This window comes from Novosphingobium sp. (assembly GCF_027531025.1).
GTDB lineage: Bacteria > Pseudomonadota > Alphaproteobacteria > Sphingomonadales > Sphingomonadaceae > Novosphingobium.
Genome location: NZ_JAPZQX010000002.1, coordinates 63181 through 78022, shown reverse-complemented (window position 1 = coordinate 78022; position 14842 = coordinate 63181). Strand labels below are relative to the sequence as shown.

Annotated in this window: 14 protein-coding genes and 1 tRNA gene; 12 read left to right on the top strand and 3 right to left on the bottom strand. The window is 67.6% G+C overall.

What is annotated here, in order from left to right; all coding sequences use genetic code 11:
* Nucleotides 1-31: 31 nt before the first annotated feature.
* Nucleotides 32-454, bottom strand: coding sequence for a hypothetical protein (locus tag O9281_RS00880; protein WP_298181817.1), 423 nt, complete (start codon nucleotides 452-454; stop codon nucleotides 32-34).
* 181 nt (nucleotides 455-635) lie between these two features.
* Here O9281_RS00880 and O9281_RS00875 point away from each other — a divergent pair, with 181 nt between their 5' ends.
* The 7 genes from O9281_RS00875 (at nucleotide 636) to O9281_RS00845 (ending at nucleotide 9175) form a co-directional block, all read left to right on the top strand.
* On the top strand, nucleotides 636-992 hold the full coding sequence (locus O9281_RS00875; RefSeq protein ID WP_298181816.1) for a hypothetical protein: 357 nt from the start codon (nucleotides 636-638) through the stop codon (nucleotides 990-992).
* 254 nt (nucleotides 993-1246) lie between these two features.
* Complete coding sequence (gene ggt / locus O9281_RS00870; RefSeq protein WP_298181814.1) at nucleotides 1247-3040, top strand: gamma-glutamyltransferase; 1794 nt, start codon at nucleotides 1247-1249, stop codon at nucleotides 3038-3040.
* A 68-nt stretch (nucleotides 3041-3108) separates the two neighbouring features.
* Complete coding sequence (locus O9281_RS00865) at nucleotides 3109-3987, top strand: class I SAM-dependent methyltransferase (protein ID WP_298181812.1); 879 nt, start codon at nucleotides 3109-3111, stop codon at nucleotides 3985-3987.
* Between the two features lie 103 nt (nucleotides 3988-4090).
* Nucleotides 4091-5641: a DUF4153 domain-containing protein gene (locus O9281_RS00860; protein WP_298181811.1), complete on the top strand. Its 1551-nt coding sequence runs from the start codon at nucleotides 4091-4093 to the stop codon at nucleotides 5639-5641.
* Between the two features lie 32 nt (nucleotides 5642-5673).
* Nucleotides 5674-6387, top strand: coding sequence for a response regulator transcription factor (locus O9281_RS00855; protein ID WP_298181809.1), 714 nt, complete (start codon nucleotides 5674-5676; stop codon nucleotides 6385-6387).
* Nucleotides 6384-7976 (top strand): HAMP domain-containing sensor histidine kinase, encoded by a 1593-nt coding sequence (locus O9281_RS00850; protein WP_298181808.1) that lies wholly within the window; start codon nucleotides 6384-6386, stop codon nucleotides 7974-7976. Before O9281_RS00855 ends, O9281_RS00850 begins: the two co-directional genes overlap by 4 nt.
* Nucleotides 7977-8014: 38 nt before the next feature.
* Nucleotides 8015-9175 (top strand): glycosyltransferase family 1 protein, encoded by a 1161-nt coding sequence (locus tag O9281_RS00845; RefSeq protein ID WP_298181805.1) that lies wholly within the window; start codon nucleotides 8015-8017, stop codon nucleotides 9173-9175.
* A gap of 4 nt (nucleotides 9176-9179) precedes the next feature.
* Here O9281_RS00845 and O9281_RS00840 read toward each other — a convergent pair whose 3' ends face one another.
* Both O9281_RS00840 and O9281_RS00835 read right to left on the bottom strand, forming a co-directional pair.
* On the bottom strand, nucleotides 9180-9596 hold the full coding sequence (locus tag O9281_RS00840; RefSeq protein ID WP_298181803.1) for a hypothetical protein: 417 nt from the start codon (nucleotides 9594-9596) through the stop codon (nucleotides 9180-9182).
* A gap of 74 nt (nucleotides 9597-9670) precedes the next feature.
* Nucleotides 9671-10258: a PadR family transcriptional regulator gene (locus O9281_RS00835; RefSeq protein WP_298181801.1), complete on the bottom strand. Its 588-nt coding sequence runs from the start codon at nucleotides 10256-10258 to the stop codon at nucleotides 9671-9673.
* Nucleotides 10259-10360: 102 nt separating this feature from the next.
* On the opposite strand from O9281_RS00835, the gene O9281_RS00830 reads away from it, so the two are divergent.
* From O9281_RS00830 to O9281_RS00810, 5 genes are all read left to right on the top strand, one after another.
* Nucleotides 10361-11680, top strand: coding sequence for a replication-associated recombination protein A (locus tag O9281_RS00830; protein ID WP_298181799.1), 1320 nt, complete (start codon nucleotides 10361-10363; stop codon nucleotides 11678-11680).
* A complete protein-coding gene (locus O9281_RS00825) occupies nucleotides 11677-12564 on the top strand; it encodes a hypothetical protein (protein WP_298181797.1) in 888 nt (295 codons plus the stop codon). Before O9281_RS00830 ends, O9281_RS00825 begins: the two co-directional genes overlap by 4 nt.
* A gap of 30 nt (nucleotides 12565-12594) precedes the next feature.
* Nucleotides 12595-12670 (top strand) — tRNA-Thr (locus O9281_RS00820).
* Nucleotides 12671-12697: 27 nt separating this feature from the next.
* Entirely contained in the window at nucleotides 12698-13687 is a 990-nt protein-coding gene (locus O9281_RS00815; protein ID WP_298181795.1) for an acyl-CoA dehydrogenase family protein, read from the top strand.
* Nucleotides 13684-14838 (top strand): acyl-CoA dehydrogenase family protein, encoded by a 1155-nt coding sequence (locus O9281_RS00810; RefSeq protein ID WP_298181793.1) that lies wholly within the window; start codon nucleotides 13684-13686, stop codon nucleotides 14836-14838. The genes O9281_RS00815 and O9281_RS00810 overlap by 4 nt, the downstream gene beginning before the upstream one ends.
* Nucleotides 14839-14842: the final 4 nt, after the last annotated feature.

The window sequence follows — 14842 nt, the reverse complement described above, 5'->3', positions numbered from 1 at the left end:
CGAAGCATTTCAGCTTCCTGGCGGCGACCTATCAGACGTCGCCCTGGCTGACAGTCGCCGTGCCTTGCGGCCGCGACCACAGCATCATCAGCAGCGCCGTGAGAATGAACAGGGCAAAGCCGGACAGCAGCCACGGGTGGATGAACCACTGGTCGCCCCACTCGAACTTGCCCCGCTGCATGCGCGCGATATGGCTGAAGTTCTGGTTGGCGGCCACGACCAGCCCCAGCGCTCCCACGGCGCTGCCGATCATCCGCAAGATCCAGTGGTGATAGCAGGGCAGCAACAGGATCACCCCGATCACGCCGATGGCGCTGCGCTGCACCCGGCAATAGGGGCATTGATAGACCCATTGCGCCAGATCGACACCCCAGGTTGCCAGGGAGACGATGATCGCAAGGATCGCCAGCAGCCTGCGGTTTGTCTCCAGAAAGTCGGCAGCGAATGGCGACATGGACGAACCCTCCCGGTGTGACATTGCTACGCGGACGATAGGCCTCGTGTCCGCCCTGGGCAATGTCCCTTGATGGCTGTGGAACACGCTCAAAAAACCGTGGCCGCGATGAACCGTTTTCGTCTTCCCGCGCACTATGCTGTTGTCGCGCGACGCGGCGCTGGCCGGGGATGAGATTGCAATGACCGCAAACAGCACAATCCGCGCGATCGCATGGCTGATCGTCGGCTCGCACACGATTGGCGTGGTGGCCAACGGCGTCAGCCTGGCCCTGGGCGATCCGCGCTATGCGCCGGGCCTGTGGCTGACCTTCGGGTGCCTCAAGCTGGCCGGTGTGATCGCGGGGCTGCTGTTGCTGCGCGGGCGGCGGGCGGGGGCCTGGCTGTTTGCCTTTTCGCTGATTGCCGGGGCGGGCGTGGCGCTGGCCTTTACCGGGCCTTATCCGGCTACTCTGTGGGTGGCGGCGGGTCTGGCGCTGGCTGCCGTGGTCGGCGGCTTTGCATTTGTCATGGGGCGCAACTGGTCCAGCCTGCGCTGATCGAACAGCAACCGGCTCTGCGGCCAGCCTTTTTCCTACACGGCGGCAATGTGGCATGATCCGGCCACGTGACACCCCGCGCCGCCCGCTCTCGACCGCCATTCTCGCGCTGGGCCGGGGCGGCGGTTTTTCTTGTCCCTGGACTGTGGTCCAAGTGGTCCAAGGCGTGGTCCATGGCCTGCATTATGCCGTGTTGCAGGCGCTGGCAGAGCGGCCTAGTCAGCGCTCCAGACGCAATTCCCGGAGTGACCACCATGACCCGCGCCATCGCCCTTGCTGCCGCTCTTGCAGTCACGCTGACCGCGCCGGCCGCCGCGCAGGAAGCCAAGCCTCGCCCGATTGCCGAGCAGATCGGCGCAGGGGGCCGCCCGGCGGGCGCGGCCTGGTCACGCAGTCCGGTCTATGCGCAGAACGGCATGGCGGCGACGGCCCATCCGCTGGCGACGCAGGTCGCGCTCGACGTGCTGAAGGCCGGCGGCAATGCGGTGGACGCGGCGATTGCCGCCAATGCCGCGCTGGGGCTGATGGAGCCGACCGGCAATGGCATCGGCGGCGATCTGTTTGCAATCATTTACGATCCCAGGACCGGCAAGCTTCACGGCCTCAACGGGTCGGGCCGCAGCCCCAAGGGGCAGACGCTGAAGCAGCTCAAGGCCAGGCTGGACGATGCCAAGAGCCTGCCGGCGCTGGGCCATCTCTCGGTCACTATCCCCGGCACTGTCGATGCCTGGTTCACCATGCACGACCGCTTCGGCAAGCTGGCGATGAAGGACGTGCTGGCCCCGACGATCCGCTATGCGCGGGAGGGCCATCCGGTCGCCCCCGTTATCGCCGAGTATTACCGCCGCGCCTATCGCAATTTCGATCGCAATGCGGACAAGTTCGATTTCACCAATGCCCGCGCCACCTGGTTCGCCAATGGCGCGCCCAAGGCGGGCGAGGTGTTCCGCAACCCGGACCTCGCCAATACGCTGGAGCGGATCGCCACCAATGGCCGCGACGAGTTCTATCGCGGGCAAAGCGCGCAGGTGATGGTCGATTACCTGAAACGGCAGGGTTCGGCCTATACGATTGAGGACTTTGCCGCCCACCGCAGCGACTGGTTCGATCCCGTTTGCGTGGCCTATCGCAAGGGTTACGAGCTGTGCGAGCTGCCGCCCAATACGCAGGGCTTTGCCGCGCTGCAGATGGTCAACATCCTCAAGAACGTGGACCTCGCCCAGTGGGAGCGCGGCAGCCCGCAGGTGCTGCACTACATCACCGAGGCGAAGCGGCTGGCCCATGCCGACGTCGCAAAGTTCTATGCCGATACGGGCTTTGCGCCCTTCCCGATGGACCTGCTGTCCGACGAATATGGCCGCAAGCGCTTTGCCCTGATCGATCCGGACAAGGCGACACCGGAGTTTGCACCCGGCGAGCCCAAGCCCGAGCCCAAGCTCGATGGATCGGGCGACACGACCTATATGACCGTGGTCGACAAGGACGGGCTGATGGTCAGCCTGATCCAGTCGAACTATCGCGGGATGGGCAGCGGTCTGGTGCCCGATGGGCTGGGCTTCATGTTCCAGGACCGGGGCGAGCTCTACAGTCTCGATCCCAAGCACGCCAATGCCTATGCACCGGGCAAGCGGCCGTTCCAGACGATCATCCCGGCCTTCGTGAAGAAGGATGGCCAGCCGTACATGACACTGGGCCTGATGGGCGGCGGGATGCAGCCGCAAGGCCATGTCCAGGTGCTGATCAACCTGGTAGATTACGGCATGAACCTGCAGGAAGCGGGCGATGCGGCGCGGCTCAACCACGAAGGCGGGCGCGAGCCGACCGAGCCCACCACCGGGCCGAGCATCGATCCGCTCGGCACGCTTTATGTCGAACCCGGCATCCCGGCGGCGACCGTCGCGGCGCTCAAGGCCATGGGCCACAAGGTGGAGGTGGTGAAGGACGGGGCCATGTTCGGCGGCTACCAGGCGATCGCCCGCGATCCCAGGACCGGCGTGCTGATCGGGGCGACCGAGATGCGCAAGGACGGGCAGGCGCAGGGGTACTGAGCGGGAGGAAATGTCATTTGTGCTCAGCCGGATACCTAATCGCAAGGATTGGCGGGTAAGGCAGGCGCATGACCGAGCACGATCCGCGCCTCAAACCTGACCTTGCGGCCGAGGCGGCGGAGACCCCGCCCGGCCTGACCGCGCGGCAATTGAGCGAGCTCGAATTCCACCGCAGCCACGCCGCGGCGCGGGCCGAAGTGATCGACCTGCCGGTCTCGACCGACATCATCACGTCGAGCGAGCGGCGACCCTGGAACGCATACTGGTCGCTCTATGACCGGATCATGGCGGCAGGCCCGGCGGGCAAGCGGGTGCTGATCCCGGGCTGCGGCTTTGGTGACGATGCGATCCGCCTGGCCATGCTGGGGGCCGAAGTCAGCACCTTCGATCTCTCGCCGGAATCGGTCGAGATCGCCCGCGAACGGGCCCGGCGGGCTGGCCAGGCCGGGATCGACTTCCGCGTCATGCCGGCCGAAAGCATGGCCGACTATTCGGCCGATCACTTCGACCTGGTGGTCTTCGTCGACATCCTCCACCACGTCGATATCGCCGCGACCATGGCCGAAGTGGTGCGGGTTATGCAGCCCGGCGGCACGATCATCGGGGACGAGCTCTATACCCATTCGCTGCTCCAGCGGATCCGGACCAGTGCCCCGGTGGAACGGATCGCCTATCCGCTGTTGCAGCGCTTCATCTACGATGGCGAAACGCCCTATATCACGCCCGACGAAAACAAGATCGACGAGGCAGAATTCGCGATCGTGCGCGCCGCGCTGCGCGATGCGCGGATCGATTTCTTTGGTCTCGCCGAAGGCCGCCTGTTCCCCTCGCGCCCGCGCTGGAGCTGGGCTGCGCGGATCGACCGCGCGCTGATGGACACTGCGCCGGAGCCGCTCGCCGCGCGGCTGGGCAGCCGGGTGCTGTTCAGCGGGACCGTGGCGAAATAGGGCGCCTGCACCGAATCTGCACGGCATAGGCGCCGCAAGTCCTCAGCACCGCCGCCATGCCGTGCATCCTGTTGCCGCAGAGGGATGGCAACAGGAGGCTGCAATGACTGCACAGACATTCCGACTACCCCGGCTGCACGGCAGCTTTGCCGTGAAACTGGCCATGGCCGCCGCGCTGATCGCGCTGGCCGACCAGGTGTTCTTCATTCGCGAACTGAGCTTCGGCTGGCTCGGCCTGTTCGGCACGGCCCTGGCCCTCACCACCGTGCTGGCCAACCCCGCTTTGCGGCACGATCGGCGCGCACTGATCGCGCTGACCTTTGCCCTGGCAATGGCAGGAGCGATGATCTGGGATGCAGCACCCCTGCCCTTCCTGCTGTTCTGGGTGGCACTGGGGCTGGCGATCCTGCTGCCCGGTACCGCGCGGTTCGACGATGGCTGGCGCTGGGCGCAGCGGCTGATTGCCCACGGGTTCAAGGCGCTGTTCGGTCCGCTGATCGACCTGTTCAAACTGAGCCGTGCCCGGAACCGCCGACCTGTTGGAACCGGCCTGCGCCGCCTGCTCCCTGCCCTGTTCCTGCCGCTGGCCGGATCGGCGGTCATCCTGACCCTCTTCACCTTTGCCAACCCGGTGTTCGAGCAGGCGATCGACAGCCTGACCATGCCCCTGCTGGATGAACGCACTGCCGGGCGGATCATCTTCTGCGGCGCGATCTTCGTGATCACCTGGGGTGTGCTGCGCCCGCGCCGCGCCCGGCCTTACTTTGGCACCTTTGACGGCTCGGGCGATCTGGCGATCCCCGGCGTCAACCCGGCCTCGGTCCTCATCTCGCTGATCGCCTTCAACGCGCTGTTCGCCATGCAGAACGCAATGGACCTCGCCTGGCTGTGGGGGCTGCTGCCGCTGCCTGATGGCATGACCCTGGCCGACTATGCCCATCGCGGCGCCTATCCGCTGATCGCCACCGCACTGCTGGCCGCGCTGTTCGTGCTGATCACCCTGCGTCCCGGATCGCAGACGGCCGACAATCCGCTGGTACGCAAGCTGGTCACGCTCTGGATCGCGCAGAACCTGGTGCTGGTCGCCTCCTCCATGCTGCGGCTCTACGATTACATCGACGCCTATTCGCTGACCCGCCTGCGGATCGCGGCCCTCGCCTGGATGGCGTTGGTGGCGGTGGGCCTGGCGCTGATCGGCTGGCGGCTGCTGCGCGGGCATAGCGCGCGCTGGCTGATCAACGCCAACTGCGCGGCGGCCATGCTGCTACTGGGGACCTATGCCTTTGTCGATACCGGCGCGTTCGCGGCCCAGTGGAACGTGCGCCACGCCCGCGAAGTGGACGGGACCGGCGCGGGAATCGACCTGTGCTACATGGCAGAACTGGGCACCCCGGCGTTGCTGCCGCTGATCGATCTGGAGGACCGCCCGCTCGACCCGGTGCTGCGCGAGCGGGTACGCGAACTGCGCGCGCAGGTGCAGTACCGCCAGGGCCAGATGCTGGATAACGGGGCCTGGACCCTGCTGGGCGAGCGGCGACTGGCCCGGGCCGAGGCGCTAGGCCGCCAAACGCCGCGTGCCTGGCCCGGCGCGCGCTATGACTGCAGCGGGACGCCGCAGGATCCTACGGCAAGCTATCTGGACCAGATCGGTTGACGGCGGCAATGGAACCGGCGCAAACCAGAACCATGGCCCGCCGTGTCCTGATCGTCGACGATGACCCGCATATCCGCGAGGTGCTGACCTTTGCCTTCGCCAAGTCGGGGGTCGAGACGGCCGAGGCGGGCGATGGCGAGGAAGCCCTGGCGCTGATCGGCCAGAACCCGCCCGACCTGGTCGTGCTGGATATCAACATGCCGCGGATGGATGGGCTGGAAGTCTGCCGTCGTCTGCGTGCCAGCGGCGACCTGCCGATCCTGTTCCTGTCCAGCCGCGACGATGAGCTGGATCGCGTGCTGGGGATAGAGCTGGGCGCCGACGATTACGTGGTCAAGCCGTTCTCCCCGCGCGAGGTGGTGGCCCGCGCCCAGGCGATCCTGCGCCGCTCGGCGCGCGAGACCGTCGCGCCAGTAGCCGCATCGACCACACCGGCGCAACCGCTTGGCCGGGGTGGGCTCAGCCTCGATATCGATGGCTGGGCCGCCCAGTGGCAGGGGGCAGAGGTGGCGCTGACCGTCACCGAGTTCACCCTGCTGCGCACCCTCGCCAGCGCGCCCACGCGTTTCTTCAGCCGCGATGAACTGATCGATCGGCTGCACGGCCCCGGCTTTGCCATTACCGACCGCACGATCGACAGCCACGTGCGCAACCTGCGCCGCAAGTTCGCTGATGTGGGCTGCGACAGTCTGGTCGAAACGCGTGCAGGCGTCGGCTATCGGCTTGGGCCTTGCGCTCCGGCATGATCGCAGCCCTGCGCAAGCTGGCCCGCGCGCTGTGGCCCATGCCGCGGCTGCGCTGGCTGCTGTTCGGCACACTGTTGTTCGTGGCCGCCCTGCCCGGCATCGCCGCGCTGGGCCTGAGGGTTTACGAGAACGCGCTGATCCGCCGCACCGAAGCGGAACTGACCGCGCAGAGCGCCGCGATTGCCGCCAGCGCCGCGCTGCTCTGGCCCGGCCCGGCTGCCACCGCCCCGCCCGAGCCGCAGGATGACCCGGCCGATACCCTGAGCGAAAGCTACGAGGATACCCCCACCGGCGTCGATCTGCGCTCATCGCCCGTCCTGCCCGAACGACCGGCTGCCGCCGCAACCCCCGCCCGCGCCGATCCGGTCGCACAGCAGGTGGCTGACCGGATCGCCCCGGCCATAGCCGAGACCAAGCGCGCGACCCTGGCCTCGATCCTGTTGCTTGACCGGCAGGGCCTGCTGCTCAACGGCCGCGACCGCGGGCTGAGCCTCGCTCAGGTACCCGAGGTGCGCTCGGCGCTGGGCGGTGCGCCCGCCACGGTGCTGCGCCACAACGATGCCTACCTGCGCGATACCCCGCTGGACTGGATCAGCCGCGCCACCTCGATCCGCATGCACCAGGCCCGACCGATCACGGTGCGCGGCGAAGTGGTCGGCGCGGTGCTGGTCTCGCGCAGTCCGCGCGCGCTGTTTCGGGGGATGTGGGAGGATCGCGGCAAAATTGCACTGGGCGTCGGCGCGATCTTCTCGCTCTTGCTGGTCCTCACCGCAGTGCTGGCTCGTGCCATCGTCAGTCCGGTCGAACGGCTCAGCCGCGCCAGCCGCGCGCTCGCCCAGGGCCGCCATGCTGCGCCGCGCCGACCGACGCTGGAAGTGCGCGAGATCGGCAGCCTCTATGACGATTTCGCCGCCATGTCGGCCGCGATTGCACGCCGCTCGCGCTACCTGCGCGATTTCGCGGCGGCGCTGAGCCACGAGTTCAAGACGCCGCTGGCCGGCCTCTCTGGCGGGATTGAGCTGTTGCAGGACCATGGCGAAACGATGAGCGCGGCGGAGCGCGAGCGGTTCCTTGCCAACATGGCCGCCGATGCCGGGCGGCTTTCGCGCCTCGTCAGCCGCCTGATGGAACTGGCGCAGGCAGACATGGGTCGCAGCGATCCATCAGCCCGCGCGGACCTAGACCCGCTGCTGACCCAAGTGGCGGACGGCCTGCGGCGCGAGGGCTTCGCCATCACCATGATCCTGCCGCCCGACCTGCCGCCGCTGATGGCAGAGGCCGGCGCGCTGGAAGCGATCCTCACCACGCTGATCGAGAACGCCCGCCAGGCCGGAGCGCGGCACCTGACCATCAGCGCCGCGCTGGTTGACGGCGCAGTCGCGATCCGCCTGGCCGACGATGGGCCCGGCATTCCCGCAGCCGACCGCGATCGGGTGTTCGACCCCTTCTTCACCAGCAAGCGCGCCAATGGCGGCACGGGCCTCGGCCTGCCGATCGCCCGGGCACTGGCGGAGAACGGGCGCGGACTACTGGAACTGGCGGAGAGCGCGGCGGGTGCGGTCTTTATCCTGACCCTGCCGACTGCCTGACTCGCACCGGCCGCCGCAATCGGCTAGAGCGCAGGACAATGGATACAGCCGACCTTCGCATCGCCCTGTTCAGCGGCAACTACAATTACGTCCGCGACGGGGCCAACCAGGCGCTCAACCGACTGGTGGGCTACCTGCTGCGCCAGGGCGCGGCGGTGCGGGTCTATTCGCCCGTGGTGGATGAACCGGCCTTCCCGGCCACCGGCGATCTGGTCGGCGTGCCAGCCTTCGCCTTTCCCGGGCGCGGGGAATACCGCGTGCCGATGCTGCTCAGCCCCCGGGTGCGGGCCGACCTGAAGGCGTTCAACCCCAACGTGGTGCAGATCTCCTCGCCCGATTTCGTCGCGCACCGCGCGGTTACCTGGGCCCGGCACCGCAAGATCCCGGTGCTGGCTTCGGTCCACACCCGGTTCGAAACCTATTTCCGCTATTACAACATGGCCTGGCTGGAACCGGTGGTCGAAGCCCTGCTGCGCCGGCTCTATCGCCGCTGCGATGCACTGGTCGCCCCGTCGGAATCGATGGCCCAGGTGCTGCGCGATCAGCGGATGAATTATGACATCGACATCTGGTCGCGCGGGGTCGATCGCGAGATCTTCGACCCCACGCTGCGTTCGCTGGAATGGCGCCGCGAACTGGGGATCGGCGATGACGAGGTGCTGGTCGGCTTCCACAGCCGGCTGGTCATGGAAAAGGGGCTCGACGTCTTTTCCGACACGATCGACGAACTGCGCCGCCGGGGCGTGAAGCACCGCACGCTGATCGTCGGCGATGGCCCGGCCCGGCCGTGGCTGGAAGCGCGCTTGCCGCAGGCGGTCTTTGCCGGCTTCAGGGGCGGCAAGGATCTTGGCAAGGCGGTCGCCAGCATGGACGTGCTGTTCTTCCCCTCGACCACCGAAACCTTCGGCAATGTCAGCCTCGAAGCCATGGCCAGCGGCCTGCCGGTCGTGGCTGCGGCAGCCACCGGCAGCCAGAACCTGGTCGCCAATGGTCGCTCGGGCCGGTTGATCCGCCCCGGCGCAGTCCACCAGTTCGCCGAGGCGCTGCGCGCCTATATCGAAGACCCGGCGCTGCGCACTGAGCACGGCAAGGCCGGGGAACTGCGCAGCCGGGATTTCAGCTGGGACCAGATCAACCAGGTCGTGGCCGACACCTACCTGCGGTTGATTCGCCAGAAGGCCGCGCTGACCCGGCGTTGATCGCCTAGCGCAGCACGCCTTTGGCAAAGGCCCCGCGGCAGAACCACCACAGGAACCCGATCACGGCCAGGATTACCACTGGCTGGGCTGGTTCAAGCACGCCAGCCACGGCCTGAGCCGCGAAACTGGCCAGCGCACCGACGAACGAGAGCAGGAACGCTTCGACTGCCCTGCGTGATCGGACGATCATCAGCACCGAACCAAGGAACGAACCCCAGATGCCGAGCGCCCAGCCGATGCTGGCCCAGACCGGCATGGTGGCGATGTAATCCTGCATTTCCGTCGGTGCGGCCGCCAGCATCGCCGGATCGCCCAGCCGGGTCATGATGTAGAGATAGGCCCCGAAGCTGTTCCACAGCAGGCCGATCACGGCCACGGCCCAGAATTGCCACCCCGGAGTGGCCGGTGCGCCATCATTCATCGCATGTCTCCCCCATCCCGTTTCAGGATGGGGGAGAAGGTATCACAGGTAACCGGATGCGCAAATCGACGGGGTCAGAGCTTCTCGATCCGGCGGGCGAGGTCGTCGATCGCCGAGACGATCTCGTCGATCATCTCCGGTCCGGCTTCGCCCGCGCGGATCTTGTGCATCAGCACCTGGCGCAGGTTGCCCATGGCACGGCGCAGCGATGCCGCATCCGGACGGCTGCGCTCTTCGCCCATTGCGGTAAGCCGGGCCATCAGCGCTGCGACTTCTTCCGACCGCTCGGCCAGGTGAGCCGTGCCATCGGCGGTCACCGCAAAGCTCTTGCGGCTGCCTTCGCCGCGCTGTTCGGCAATCAGGCCCATGTCCTCCAGCAGGGTCAGCGTGGGATAGACCACGCCGGGGCTGGGGGCATAGGCGCCGTGGGTCAGTTCCTCGATCGCCTTGATCAGATCATAGCCGTGGCGCGGCTCGTCGGCGATCAGCTTGAGCAGCACCAGCCGCAGCTCGCCACCTTCGAACATCCGGCGGCGGCTGCGACTGCCGCTTTCGCCGGGCGTCGCATCCCACGAGAAGGCAAACGGCCCCCAGCTGCGCGAGCCGCGCCAGCGCGCACCGGCCTGCTTGCCGCAGCCATGGCGTGAGTATGAATAGAACATCGGAGTGATCCTTTCGATTCCAAGATGCAGTCAAGATATATCTAAGATGCATCGTTTCAACCCCCCTCGTCCGAATCCCTCGGCGGCCCTATGGTCGCGCCGATGGCCGACCTCTTTGCCGCAGACCTGCCCCCAGCCCAGCCGGACGAACCGCGCGCCGATGCGCCGCTGGCTGACAAGCTGCGGCCGCGCAGTCTGGCCGAGGTGATCGGGCAGGAACACCTGACCGGGCCCGAAGGCGCGATCGGTCGGATGGTGGCCGCCGGCCGCCTCTCCAGCATGATCCTGTGGGGGCCGCCCGGCACCGGCAAGACCAGCACGGCGCGGTTGCTCGCCGATGCTGTGGGTATGCGCTTCGTATCGGTCAGCGCGGTGTTCTCGGGCGTGGCCGACCTCAAGAAGGCCTTCGCCGAGGCGGAGACCGCGGCGAAGATGGGCCAGCGCACCCTCCTGTTCGTGGACGAAATCCACCGCTTCAACCGCGCCCAGCAGGACGGCTTCCTGCCATTTGTCGAGCGCGGCACGGTGACGCTGGTCGGCGCGACGACCGAGAACCCAAGCTTCGCGCTCAACGCCGCGCTGCTCAGCCGCGCGCAGGTGCTGATACTGCACCGGCTGGATGCGAGGGCGCTCGACATGCTGCTGGCCCGCGCCGAGGACCTGGCCGGGCTGCTGCCACTGACGCCAGAGGCGCGCGAGGCGCTGGTCGCGAGTGCGGACGGCGATGGCCGTTTCCTGCTCAACCAGGCCGAAACGCTCTACAATGCCAACATCGCCGAGCCGCTCGATCCGGCCGCGCTGGGGGCCTTCCTGCAACGCCGCGTCGCCGTCTACGACAAGGACCGCGACGGGCACTACAACCTGATTTCCGCGCTCCACAAGGCGCTGCGCGGTTCCGATCCGCAGGCCAGCCTCTATTACCTCGCCCGGATGCTGACCGCCGGGGAAGAGCCGCTTTACGTGCTGCGGCGACTGGTGCGCTTTGCCAGCGAAGACATTGGCCTTGCCGATCCGCAGGCGCTGACCCAGTGCCTGGCCGCCAAGGATGCCTATCAGTTCCTTGGCAGCCCGGAAGGCGAGCTGGCGATCGTCCAGGCCTGCCTCTACCTCGCCACCGCGCCCAAATCGAACGCGGCCTATGTCGCGCAGAAGGAGGCCTGGCAAAGCGCGAAGGAAACCGGCAGCCTGGCCCCGCCCGCGCACATCCTCAACGCCCCGACCAAGCTGATGAAGGACATCGGCTATGGTGCGGGCTATGCCTATGACCACGAGGCCGAGGACGGCTTTTCCGGCGCCGATTACTGGCCCGAGGGGATGGCGGCGCAGCAATACTACCGCCCGGTGGAACGCGGGTTCGAGCGCGAGGTGCTGAAGCGGCTCGAATGGTGGGACAAGAGGCGGCGCGAGCTGCACGGGGAATGAAGCCCGCCAAGATCAAACAAGGCCGCTTTCAACATTTCGCCGCAGTCGACTGGTCCGGCGCGGCAGGTGAGCGCCATCATGGCATTGCCGTCGCGCTGTGCGGGCCGGGCAAAGCCGTCCCTGAACTGGTTCGCCCTGGCCACCGCTGGTCGCGCCCCGAAGTGCTCGACTGGCTGCTGAACGATCTGCCCGACAGCACCATTGTCGGCTTCGACATGGGGATCAGCCTGGCCCATGCCGATGCCGGGGCCTTCTTCCCCGGCTGGGCGGAAAGCCCCGCAACCGCGCGAGAGCTATGGGCGCTGATTGACCGGGTCTGCGCCGATGATCCGCACCTGTCGGCCAGCAGTCTGGTCGATCACCCCGAAGCCGCCCGCCATTTTCGCCGCCATGGCGGGCGCGTGGGCGATCTGTTCGGTGGGGGCCGCGGCCGCTTCCGCGTCACCGAGCGCGCGCAAGAGGCGATGGGTTGCCGCCCCTATTCGAACTTCAACCTGGTCGGCGCGGCCCAGGTCGGCAAGTCGAGCCTGACGGGGATGCGGCTGCTGCACCGCCTGGACGGCCGCCTGCCGGTCTGGCCAATCGATCCGCTGCCCGAGACAGGCTCGGTGGTCTGCGAGATCTACACCACCATCGCCGCGCGAGCCGCCGGCCGGCGCACCGGCGCTTCCAAGATCCGCGATCATGGCGATCTTGCTGCTGCGCTGGCAGCATTGGGATCGACCCCGGCGGCCGGCTCCGGCGCGATCACCGACCATGCCGCCGATGCCCTGATCACCGCCGCCTGGCTGCGGATCGCGGCGCACGACCGGGCCCTGTGGAACCCGATGGGCCTGACTGCGGAAATTGCCCAAACAGAGGGGTGGACCTTTGGCGCGGCCTGACGCAAAGGACACCAGCACAAAGACCACGTTGCCGGCTTAGCTCAGTTGGTAGAGCACCTGATTTGTAATCAGGGGGTCGCGGGTTCGATCCCTGCAGCCGGCACCACATAACTTACGAAGGGGCGGTCATTAAATGCTTGCAGAGATGATCACGCGGCTGTTCGAGCGGTCGCTCGACGATGCAGCGCAAGCCGCCGCGCGCGAAGGGCAATGGCTGCCCGCGCTGTGGGCCGAGGTTGAGGAAATGGGCCTGCCGCTGGCCCTGCTGACCGAGGACCAGGGCGGCTTCGGCCTGTCCTTTGCCGAAGCGGGCGAAGCGCTGCGCTTGCTGGGCAGCCATGCCATGCCGCTGCCGGTCGCGGAAACGATGGCCGCCAACCAGCTGCTCGCCGCCGCCGGTCTGCCGCTGGCCGAAGGTCCCTCCGGGCTGGCCCGTGCTGACGATCTGACCATCAGCAATGGCCGCCTGTCTGGCACCGTCGCCCGCGTCGCCTGGGGTGAGCAGCTCGATTGCCTGGCCCTCGCCGTGGGAGACAAGCTTTACCGTGTGCCGCGTTCGGGCTGGTCGGTGGCCGAAGCCGGCACCGCGCTCAATTTCCACCCGCGCCCCAGCCTTGCGCTTGACTGGGCCATTGATGCCGAGGCCGCGCTGCCGTGGTGCCCGCTGGCCGGCGGCGCGACCGTGCGCGCCTACCAGATCGCCGGGGCGCTGGAAGCGGCCCTGGAAATGACGCTCAGCCACACCGCCACCCGCGTCCAGTTCGGCAAGCCGTTGCAGAAGAACCAGGTGGTGCAGCACGAACTGGCCAAGCTGGCCGGCGAACTGGCCTGCGCCACCGCCGCGGCCGACCTGGCCGGGGAAGCCCTCGCCCGCCGTGACGTGCTGGGCGTGGCCGCGGGCAGCCAGCGCGCCCGCGAAGCCGCTGGCGCAGGGGCCAGCATCGCCACCCAGATGCACGGCGCGATCGGCTTCACCCGCGAGCACCGTCTCCACCTTTACACCACCTCGCTGTGGACCTGGCGCGACGAGTTCGGCGGCCAGGTATCCTGGGCGAAACTGCTGGGCTCCGCCGCAATCGATGCGGGCGGCCCGGGCTACTGGCCGATGGTGACTGCACTATGACCGCGATTCCCTTCCCCGCCCCGCCGGCCGACAGCGCCGAGGTAATTGCCCTGCGCGCCGAGTTCCGCGCCTTCCTGGACCAGCAGCTGGCCAGCCGCACCCCGCGCCAGCGCAGCGACAACTGGTATGGCTATGACCGCGGCTTCAGCCGCGCGATGGGCCAGGCCGGCTATCTCGGCATGACCTGGCCGAAGCAGTACGGCGGGCATGAACGCAGCGCCTTTGAACGCGCGGTGATCGTCGAGGAATGCCTGGCCGCCGGGGCGCCCGTCGGCGCGCACTGGATCGCCGATCGCCAGTCCGGCCCCTCGATCCTCAAGTTCGGCACCGAAGCGCAGAAGCAGGCCTTCCTGCCGCGCATCGCGGCGGGCGAACTGTCGTTCGGGATCGGGATGAGCGAGCCGGATTCAGGCTCCGACCTTGCCGCCACCCGCACCAAGGCGGTGAAGGACGGCGATGTCTATCGCGTGACGGGGACCAAGGTCTGGACCAGCTTCGCCCACGAAGCGGACTATGTGATCCTGTTCTGCCGCACCAGCGGCACCCCGGCAGATCGCCACATGGGCACCAGCCAGCTGCTGGTCGATCTCAAAAACACCCCCGGTCTGACGATCAAGCCGATCATTGACCTGGCCGGCCAGCACCACTTCAACGAAATGCATTTCGAGGACGCGATTGTCCCTGCCGATATGCTGCTCGGTGAAGAGGGCCAGGGCTGGGACCAGGTGATGAGCGAGCTGGCGTTCGAACGCTCCGGCCCCGAACGCTTCCTCTCCTCGATCGAGCTGATGGTCCAACTGATCGAGGTGCTTAAAGGTCGTGACAGCGATGCCGCGCAGATCACCGTGGGCCGTGTGACCGCGCGCCTCGCCGTGCTGCGCCGCCTGTCGCGCTCGGTCGCAGGGATGCTGCAGGAGCACCAGAACGCCAACCTCCAGGCGGCGATCGTCAAGGACGTGGGCGCACTGTTCGAACAGGCCCTGCCCGAGATTGCCCGCGAACTGATCGATGCGGAAGCCGATCCGCGCGCCGCCGGGGCCTATGCCTCGGTCCTGGCGAACATCGTCCACAATTCGCCCAGCTGGTCACTGCGCGGCGGTACGCGGGAAATCCTGCGCGGGATCATCGCGCGCGGGCTCGGCACGCGCTGAGGCA